This window comes from Streptomyces sp. NPDC055103 (assembly GCF_053607625.1).
Map to the genome: position 1 here is coordinate 1 of NZ_JBSGTX010000132.1, position 9,009 is coordinate 9,009.

Below are 9,009 nucleotides of genomic sequence, written 5' to 3' on the forward strand. Positions count from 1 at the left end.
GGCCTGAGCCTCTACCGCGTCGTCCGCGAGCTACAGACCCTCCTCGCGACATGGACCGGCGCCTGCCCCACCTGCCACCGCGACATACCAAGCACTACTAGGCCCGGCCCGGCCCCGCCCGGCCGACCCTGATCCGCCGGGACAAGCCCCAGCGCCTGGCTCAGGTGTGCCCCCGGTCCTCAGAGCGGGGCCTCCCACACCACCGTCGTACCGCCGCCGTCCTCCCCGAGGCCCGGGCCGCACCAGCTCGCGCCGCCCAGCGACTCGGCCCGCCGGGCCAGGTTGCGCAGACCGCTGCGCCGCCCGCCGTCCGGGATGCCGATGCCGTCGTCCGCGACCGAGAGCCGTACCCCGGCCGAGCCGTCGGACAGCATGACCGTGGCGTCGACGACCACCTCGATACGGCTCGCCTCCGCGTGCCGGAAGGCGTTCGAGAGGGCCTCGCGCAGGGCGGCGATGAGGTTCTTGCCGGTCAGCTCGCCCACCGCCGAGTCGATCACGCCGAGGAAGCGGTGCGCGGGCTTGAAGCCGAGCGGCACGGCCGCCATGTTGATCTCGCGCAGGACGCGGGTGCGCAGCCCCGACGGGGCCTCGGCGGGCCCCTGCTGGAGCGCGAAGATCGCCGTACGGATCTCCTGGATGGTCACGTCCAGCTCGTCCACGGCCTTGCCGACGCCCTCGCGCACAGCCGGCACGATCGACTTGCGCTGGGCGCTCTCCAGCATCATGCCGGTGGCGAAGAGCCGCTGGATGACGAGATCGTGCAGGTCACGGGCGATCCGGTCGCGGTCCTCGTACACGGCGAGGCGCTCCCGGTCCCGCTGCGCGTCCGCCATCATCAGCGCGAGCGCCGCCTGCGAGGCGAACTGCGTGGCGAGCGTCCGCTCCGTCTCCGTGAACGGGCGCGCGCCCCGCACCCGGGGTGTGGCGAGCGCGCCGAGCACCCGCCCGCCGCTCTGCAGCGGCAGCATCATGCTCGGGCCGTACGCGGAGGTCAGCCGGCTGATCATGCGCGGGTCCGTGGAGGCGTCCGCCACGAAGACCGCCTCGCCCTTCAGGAGCTGTTCGACCACGGCGCTCTCGGGCGGGATCACCACGCCCAGCGACTTGGTGGTGCGTGGTGAGGAGACGGCGACGATCTCCAGGCCGCCATCCTCGGCGGGCAGCAGCACGATGCCGGCGTCCGCGTCGGCGAGCCTGCGGGCCTGTTCGGCGACGACCGCGAGCGCGTCGTCCGCGTCGCCGCCGGAGAGCAGCGCGGTGGTGACGGCGACCGAGCCGTCGATCCACCGCTCGCGCTGCCGGGCGGCCTCGTAGAGGCGGGCGTTGCCGATGGCGATGCCCGCCTCCGTGGCGAGCACCCTGACCATGTGGACGTCGTAGTCGTTGAACTCGCCGCCGCCGTGCTTCTCGGCGAGGTAGAGGTTGCCGAAGATCTCGCCCTGGACGCGGATGGGTACGCCGAGGAAGGTCCGCATCGGCGGATGGCGGGGCGGGAAGCCAGCCGCGCGCGGGTCGGTGGACAGGTCGGCGAGACGAATGGTCTGCGGGTCGCGGATCAGCGCGCCGAGCAGCCCGGCGTGGCCGTCGGGGAGGCGCCCGATCCGGCGGGCCACGTCCTCGCCGACGCCGAAGGTGACGAAGTCGGACAGTCCTTCGCCCTCTTCGTCGACGACCCCGATCGCGGCGTAGCGGGCGTCGGCGAGTTCGGCGGCCGTCTCGCAGATCCGGTCGAGGGTGGAGTGGAGTTCGAGCCCCGTACCGACCGAGCGCATGGCTTCCAGCAGCTGCGGTACGCGGGCGGTGAGCTCCGTGGACAGCCCCTGGAGGCTGCGCGTGACCTGAGTGGCGGCTTCCAGGGGGTCCGGGGTCTCGGACGCGGCGGCGGTCATGAGCTTTAGCCTAGTTAGTCCTATTTGGCGAGAAAAGTCGGCCGGCTGCCGGCGATGCCGGTTTCCGCCCCCGCCCCGGCGCCGACGACGAGCAGATCGGTTTCCCGCTCCTGCTCCAGCATGCGGCGCAGCGGGCCCTCCACCTCCGCCAGCTCCGCGTACGGGCCGCGCTGGACGGTGCGGCCCTCGTCCAGGACCACGACCTCGTCGACGGCGTCGAGCCCGTGCAGCCGGTGGGTGATGAGGACGGTGGTACGGCCCTCCGTGGCCAGGAGCAGGTCGTCGGTGAGCGCGTCGGCGGTGGCCAGGTCGAGGTGTTCGGCCGGCTCGTCGAGGACGAGGACGGGGAAGTCGGCCAGCAGGGCGCGGGCGAGCGCGAGGCGCTGTCGCTGGCCGCCGGAGAGCCGGGAGCCGTGCTCGCCCACGAGCGTGTCGAGCCCGGCCGGGAGGCCGTTCACCCAGTCGAGCAGCCGGGCCCGGCGCAGCGCGTCGCGCAGTTCCTCGTCGCTCGCCCCGACCCTCGCGAGCCGCAGGTTCTCCCGGACGGAGCTGTCGAAGATGTGGGCGTCCTGGGCGCAGAGGCCGACGAACCGTCGGACCGCGTCGCCGTCGAGCTCCCAGGCGGGCACTCCGCCGATCCGGTACATGCCGTTCTCCACGTCCAGGAACCGCAGCAGCACCTGGGCGAGGGTGGTCTTCCCTGAGCCGGACGCGCCGACGACGGCGACCCGGCGGCCGGCCTCCAGGCTGAGTTCGACGTCGGCGAGCGCCAACCGGTCCTGCCCGGCGTGCCGGGCGGAGAGCCCGGCGAGCTCCAGCGGGAACGGGCTCGGGGGAGTCTCGGGGCGGGCCGGTTCGTGTACGGGGACGGGGGCGTCGAGCACCTCGAAGACCCGCTCGGCACTGTGCCGGACGCGCTGCCGGTACTGGACGGCGAGCGGCAGCCCGGTGACGGCCTCGAAGGCGGCGAGCGGCGTCAGGACGACCACGGCGAGGGCCACCCCGTCGAGCCGCCCGTCGCGCACGGCCTGGACGCCGACGAGCGCGGCGGCCGCGACCGTCAGGCCGCAGACCACGGCGGAGAGGCCGGCGCCGAGCGCGGTGGCCGCGGCCTGCCGGGAGGCGATGGAGGTGAGGTGCCGGTCGGCGGTCCGGGTCCGCTCGACCCGGCCGGGCAGCGCGCCCGCGACCGTCAGTTCGGCGCAGCCGCGGAGCAGGTCGGCGACGGCGGTCGCCAGGGCACCGCGTGCGGGGGCGAGCCGGCGCTCGGCGCGGCGGGCGAAGGCCCCGCCGACCGCCGGGACGGCGATGCCCGCGAGCAGCAGGCCCAGGGCGAGGACGGCTCCGGCCTCGGGCAGCATCCAGGCGGTGAACCCGGCGGAGGCGACACCGACGACCAGGGCGGCGCCCACCGGGAGCAGCCAGCGCAGCCAGTAGTCCTGGAGGGCGTCGACGTCCTGGACGAGCCGGGAGAGGAGGTCTCCGCGGCGGGTGCGGCGCAGCCCTGCCGGGGCGATCCGCTCCAGGCGGCGGTAGACGGAGACCCGGAGCTCGGCGAGCATCCGGAGCACGGCGTCGTGCGAGACGAGCCGTTCGGCGTACCGGAAGACGGCCCGGCCGATGCCGAAGGCGCGCGTGGCGGTGACGGCCATCATCAGGTAGAGCACGGGCGGCTGTTCCGAGGCCCGGGAGATGAGCCAGCCGGACACGGCCATGAGTCCGACGGCCGAACCGAGGGCCAGGCTCCCGAGCAACAGCGCGAGCGCCATGCGCCCCTTGAGCTCCCCGGCCATGTCCCGAACCCGCCCGAGCACCGACCGCCCGGACCGCACGCCGGCTCCCTGGTCGGCTTCGCCGTCCGGCACACCGAACGGCTCGTCCCGCACGCCCCCGTCCGCACCGGACCGAGCCCCCAAGTCCGCGCCCGAGTCCATTCCCGCTTCCGACCGGCCGCCCGCACCGACGCAAACCGACACCGAAGCCGACTCCGACTCCGACTCCGAGTGCGAGTGCGAGTGCGACTGCGACTGCGACTGCGAGTCCAACTCCGCAGCCGACCCCAAAGCCGACCCCGAAACAGACCCCGAGTGCGACTCCACCCCGCCCGAGCCGACGTCCACAGCCGCCGGGACCAGGCTCACCACCCGGTCCGCGACCGCGAGCAGGGCAGGCCGGTGCACGACCAACAGCACGGTCCGCCCCGCCGCCAGACGCCGGACCGCGTCGACGACTCCCGCTTCCGTCTCGCCGTCCAGCGCGGCCGTCGGCTCGTCGAGCAGCAGCAGCGGCCGGTCCGCCAGGAACGCCCTGGCGAGCGCGAGGCGTTGCCGCTGGCCCGCCGAAAGTCCGGCACCGTCCTCGCCGAGCGGGGTGTCGAGCCCCTCCGGGAGCCGCGCGACGAACCCCTCCGCCCCGGCGTCCCGCAGGGCTTCCCGTACCGCCTCGACGGAGGCATCCGGGCGGGCCAGCCGTACGTTCTCGGCGATCGTCCCCGCGAAGAGGTACGGATGCTGCGGCACCCAGGCGATCCGCGACCGCCATGCCTCCAGGTCGAGCGTCGCGAGATCCTCGCCACCGACCCGGACGGAGCCCCCCTCCTCCGGCGCCACGAAGCCGAGCACCACGTCGAGGAGCGTCGACTTCCCGGCGCCGCTCGGCCCGACCAGGGCCACCGTCTCGCCGGGCTCGACCGTCAGCGTCGCCGCGTCGAGCGCCGGCTCGGCGCGCCCCGCGTGCCGTACGGTCGCCCGGTCGAGCTCCAGCCGTACGGAGTCCGGTACCGCGCCCGTACCGCCCCCGAGTACCGGCTGCTCCAGGACCTCGAAGATCTCCTCCGCCGCCGCGAGCCCCTCGGCCGCCGCGTGGTACTGCGCGCCCACCTGCCGCAAGGGAAGGTAGGCCTCGGGCGCGAGGATCAGGATGACGAGCCCGGTGTACAGGTCGAGTTCGCCGTGGACGAGCCGCATGCCGATGGTCACGGCGACGAGCGCGACCGACAGGGTCGCGAGGAGTTCCAGGGCGAAGGAGGAGAGGAAGGCGATCCGCAGCGTGCGCATCGTCGCCTGCCGGTACTCCGAGGTGATCGCGCGGATCGACTCGGCCTGGGCCTTCGCTCGGCCGAAGATCTTGAGCGTGGGCAGGCCGGCCACGACATCCAGGAAATGACCGGAGAGCCGGGAGAGCAACTTCCACTGCCGGTCCATCCGCGCCTGCGTGTACCAGCCGATGAGGATCATGAAGATCGGAATCAGCGGGAGGGTGACGACGATGATCGCCGCCGAGACCCAGTCCTCGGTGACGATCCGGGCGAGGACCGCCACCGGCACGACCACCGCGAGGCCGAGCTGCGGCAGATAGCGCGCGAAGTAGTCGTCGAGCGCGTCCACGCCCCGCGTCGCGAGCGCGATCAGCGACCCGGCCTTCTGGCCGCTCAGCCACCCGGGTCCGAGCGCGGCGGCCCGGGCGAGGAGCCGGCCGCGGAGTTCGGACTTGACCGCCGCGCTCGCCCGGTGGGCGGCCAGCTCGGTCAGCCAGGAGACCAGCCCCCGCGCCACCGCGACGCCCGCGAGCAGCAGCAGAGGGGTGGTCAGATCGGAAACCGACAGGCCTTTCTGGAAGGCCCCGACCACGATCTCGGCGATGAGCATCGCCTGGGCGACGACCAGCGCCGCCCCGGCAAGACCGAGTACGACCACCGCGGCAAGGAAGAAGCGGGTGGCCCGGGCGTACCGGAGCAGACGCGGATCGATCGGTTTCACGTGAAACATGCCCCTCTGGTGAGCTCGTGCAGCCCTGACCATGGTCCGTCGGACAAGGACCTAGTGAGCGTCGGCGATGTGCTGCGTACCGATGCGCTTACGGAACACCCAGTAGGTCCAGCTCTGGTAGAGCAGCACCAACGGGGTCGCGATCGCCGCGCACCAGGTCATGATCTTGAGCGTGTACGGGCTCGACGACGCGTTCGTCACGGTAAGGCTCCACTCGGGGTTGAGCGAAGACGGCATGACGTCCGGGAAGAGCGCGAGGAAGAGCATCGCCACCGCGGCGGCGATCGTCACGCCCGAGAGCGCGAACGACCAGCCCTCGCGCCCCACCTTGATGGCGCCGATCGCGCCGACCAGCGCCACGACGGCGACCAGCATGGCAGCGAGGCTCCAGCTGTCTCCCGTGTGGACCTGGGTCCAGATCAGGAAGACGAGTGCGAGCACCGCAGTGACCAGGCCAAGCTTGAGCGCGAGCGCCCGGGAGCGCACCCGGATGTCACCTACCGTCTTGAGCGAGGCGAAGACCGCTCCGTGGAAGGTGAAGAGGGTGAGCGTGACCAGACCGCCGAGGAGGGCGTACGGGTTGAGAAGGTCCCAGAAGGTGCCGACGTACTCCATCTCCGCGTCGATCTTCACTCCCCGGACGATGTTGCCGAAGGCCACACCCCAGAGGAACGCGGGGATCAGGGAGGTCCAGAAGATGGCCTGCTCCCAGTTGCGCTGCCACTGCTCCTCCGGCCGCTTCGCCCGGTACTCGAAGGCGACGCCCCGGATGATCAGGCAGACCAGGATGAGCAGCAGCGGCAGGTAGAAGCCGGAGAAGAGCGTCGCGTACCACTCGGGGAAAGCGGCGAAGGTCGCGCCGCCGGCGGTGAGCAGCCACACCTCGTTGCCGTCCCAGACGGGACCGATCGTGTTGATGAGGACCCGCTTCTCGGCCCGGTCACGGGCGAGCAGCTTGGTCAGGACACCGATCCCGAAGTCGAAGCCTTCGAGAAAGAAGTAGCCGATCCAGAGGACGGCGATGAGTACGAACCAGACGTCGTGGAGTTCCATGCCTCGATCTCCTGAGCCTCAGTACGAGAAGGCCATGGGCCGGTCGGGGTCACGTGAGTCCCCGCCGATCTTGGTGGGCGGGTTGAGGTCGTCCTCGGTGAGCTCCGGCGGTCCCGCCTTGACGTACTTGACGAGGAGCTTGACCTCGATCACAGCGAGGACGGCGTAGAGGGCGGTGAAGATGATCATCGAGGTGAGGACCTCGCCCTGGGAGACACCGGGGGAGACCGCGTCCCGGGTGCGCAGCACGCCGTAGACGACCCATGGCTGGCGGCCCATCTCGGTGAAGATCCAGCCCCAGGAGTTGGCGATGAGCGGGAAGCCCATGGTCCAGAGGGCGATGATCCAGTACCACGTGGTGAAGCGGGGGCTGAGCGCCTTCCGCTTGAACAGGACCAGATTCGGCACTTCGTCCTCACCGGTCCGCATCCCCGGTGCCAGCATGAACTTCTTGCGGGTCAGCCAGAGGCCGAGCATGCCGATGCCCAGCGAGGCCATGCCGAAGCCGATCATCCAGCGGAATCCCCAGTACGCGACGGGGATGTTGGGCCGGTAGTCGCCGGGGCCGAACTTCTCCTGCTCGGCCTTGTTGACGTCGTTGATTCCCGGGACGTACGAGCTGAAGTCGTCGTTCGCGAGGAAGGACAGGAGTCCCGGGATCTCTATGGCGACGGTGTTGTGACCCTTCTCGACATCGCCGTAGGCGAAGATCGAGAAGGGCGCGGGCGCCTCGCCGTCCCAGAGCGCTTCGGCGGCGGCCATCTTCATCGGCTGCTGCTTGAACATGACCTTGCCGAGCAGGTCACCGCTGATGGCGGTGCCGAGGCCGGCGATGATCAGGGTGATCAGGCCGAGCCGCAGCGAGGTCCGCATCACCGGGATGTGCTTCTTCCGCGCGAGGTGGAACGCGGAGATGCCGACCATGAACGCGCCGCCGACCAGGAAGGCCGCGGTCATGGTGTGGAAGAACTGGGTGAGGGCGGTGTTCTGGGTGAGCACCAGCCAGAAGTCGGTGAGCTCCGCCCGGCCGCGCGCCTCGTTGATGCGGTACCCGACGGGGTGCTGCATCCAGGAGTTCGCCGCGAGGATGAAGTAGGCGGAGAGGATGGTGCCGATCGACACCATCCAGATGCAGGCGAGGTGGATCCTCTTCGGCAGCTTGTCCCAGCCGAAGATCCACAGCCCGATGAACGTGGACTCGAAGAAGAAGGCGATGAGCGCCTCGAAGGCGAGCGGGGCACCGAAGATGTCGCCGACGAACCGGGAGTAGTCGGACCAGTTCATACCGAACTGGAACTCCTGCACGATGCCGGTGACGACACCCATGGCGATGTTGATCAGGAAGAGCTTGCCCCAGAACTTCGTCGCCCTGAGGTACTTCTCCTTCTCGGTGCGCACCCAGGCGGTCTGAAGACCCGCGGTGAGGGCAGCGAGGGAGATCGTCAGGGGGACGAAGAGGAAGTGGTAGACGGTGGTGATGCCGAACTGCCAGCGCGCGAGAGTCTCTGGCGCAAGAGCGAGGTCCACGTCGTTTTCTCCTTACTCGCCGTGGTCACATCGGCAGTTTGCCCCGTTAATCCCACCCATTAAGGGATGAACCAGGACACGCTTGTGAACGCGTTCACATTCACAAGCATTATGGCTCATACGAAATCCGTACCTTCAGTCGGGGGGTCCTCTATCGAAGGCCACCTCTCCCCAGGACCTTCAACATATTGTTGAATCCGGGCATGACCCTTCGGATACGCATCTCCTGGCCGGCCGGACACACCACGGCCACCCTTGAGGAGACCCCCACGAGCACGGCGCTCGCGGGGGCTCTTCCGCTCTCCTCCACCGCCCGGACCTGGGGCGAGGAGGTCTACTTCGACACTCCGGTCTCCGTCCCCGTCGAGGACGGCGCGCGCCAGGTCGTGGACCCGGGCACGGTGGCCTTCTGGACGGACGGCGACGCTTCCCCTCGCTTCGCTGGGGAGACCCCAAGCCCTGCCCTACGGCCCGACACCGATCTCGCGGGGCGACGAGTGCCGGCTCGCGAGCCCCTGCAACCTCCTGGGCGCGCTGGACGGCGCCCCGCGGATCCTGGCCACCGTCAGGGACGGCGACCCGATCCGCGTGGAGCTCGTCGCCGACTGAGAGCCCGCGCCCCCGGCCGTGATCCCGCCGGACAGGCCCGCGTCCTCGTCCCGGACGGGCCCTAGACCCAACGCCGTTCAGTTAAGGGTGGGGGTTGTTCGTCAAGGCCGGTGAACGAGGCAGCGGAGCTGCTGTAGAAGAGGGTTGTCCTCCAAGACATC

At 70.7% G+C, this 9,009-nt stretch carries 4 protein-coding genes and 1 pseudogene; 1 reads left to right on the forward strand and 4 read right to left on the reverse strand.

The features are described 5' to 3' along the window. Positions 1 to 179 precede the first annotated feature (179 nt). Genes ACWFR1_RS39490 through ACWFR1_RS39505 form a run of 4 tightly spaced genes read right to left on the reverse strand, consistent with a single transcriptional unit; the run spans position 180 to position 8,239 of the window. A complete protein-coding gene (locus ACWFR1_RS39490; RefSeq protein ID WP_453560744.1) occupies positions 180 to 1,892 on the reverse strand; it encodes a GAF domain-containing sensor histidine kinase in 1,713 nt (570 codons plus the stop codon). A 20-nt stretch (positions 1,893 to 1,912) separates the two neighbouring features. Next, entirely contained in the window at positions 1,913 to 5,650 is a 3,738-nt protein-coding gene (gene cydD / locus ACWFR1_RS39495; RefSeq protein WP_453560747.1) for a thiol reductant ABC exporter subunit CydD, read from the reverse strand. A 60-nt stretch (positions 5,651 to 5,710) separates the two neighbouring features. Further along, entirely contained in the window at positions 5,711 to 6,712 is a 1,002-nt protein-coding gene (gene cydB / locus ACWFR1_RS39500; RefSeq protein ID WP_453560749.1) for a cytochrome d ubiquinol oxidase subunit II, read from the reverse strand. Between the two features lie 18 nt (positions 6,713 to 6,730). After that, positions 6,731 to 8,239 carry a cytochrome ubiquinol oxidase subunit I gene (locus ACWFR1_RS39505; RefSeq protein WP_453560751.1) on the reverse strand — a complete coding sequence of 503 codons (1,509 nt, stop codon included), beginning with the start codon at positions 8,237 to 8,239 and terminating at the stop codon, positions 6,731 to 6,733. Positions 8,240 to 8,442: 203 nt separating this feature from the next. Here ACWFR1_RS39505 and ACWFR1_RS39510 point away from each other — a divergent pair. Continuing rightward, positions 8,443 to 8,848: pseudogene (locus ACWFR1_RS39510) on the forward strand (cyclophilin-like fold protein). The last annotated feature ends 161 nt before the right edge of the window (positions 8,849 to 9,009 follow it).

What these genes read in the sequence shown, in the direction of transcription:
- ACWFR1_RS39490 (WP_453560744.1), bottom strand. Translation starts at nt 1,892, where the DNA reads ATGACCGCCGCCGCGTCCGAGACCCCGGACCCCCTGGAAGCCGCCACT.
- cydB (WP_453560749.1), bottom strand. Translation starts at nt 6,712, where the DNA reads ATGGAACTCCACGACGTCTGGTTCGTACTCATCGCCGTCCTCTGGATC.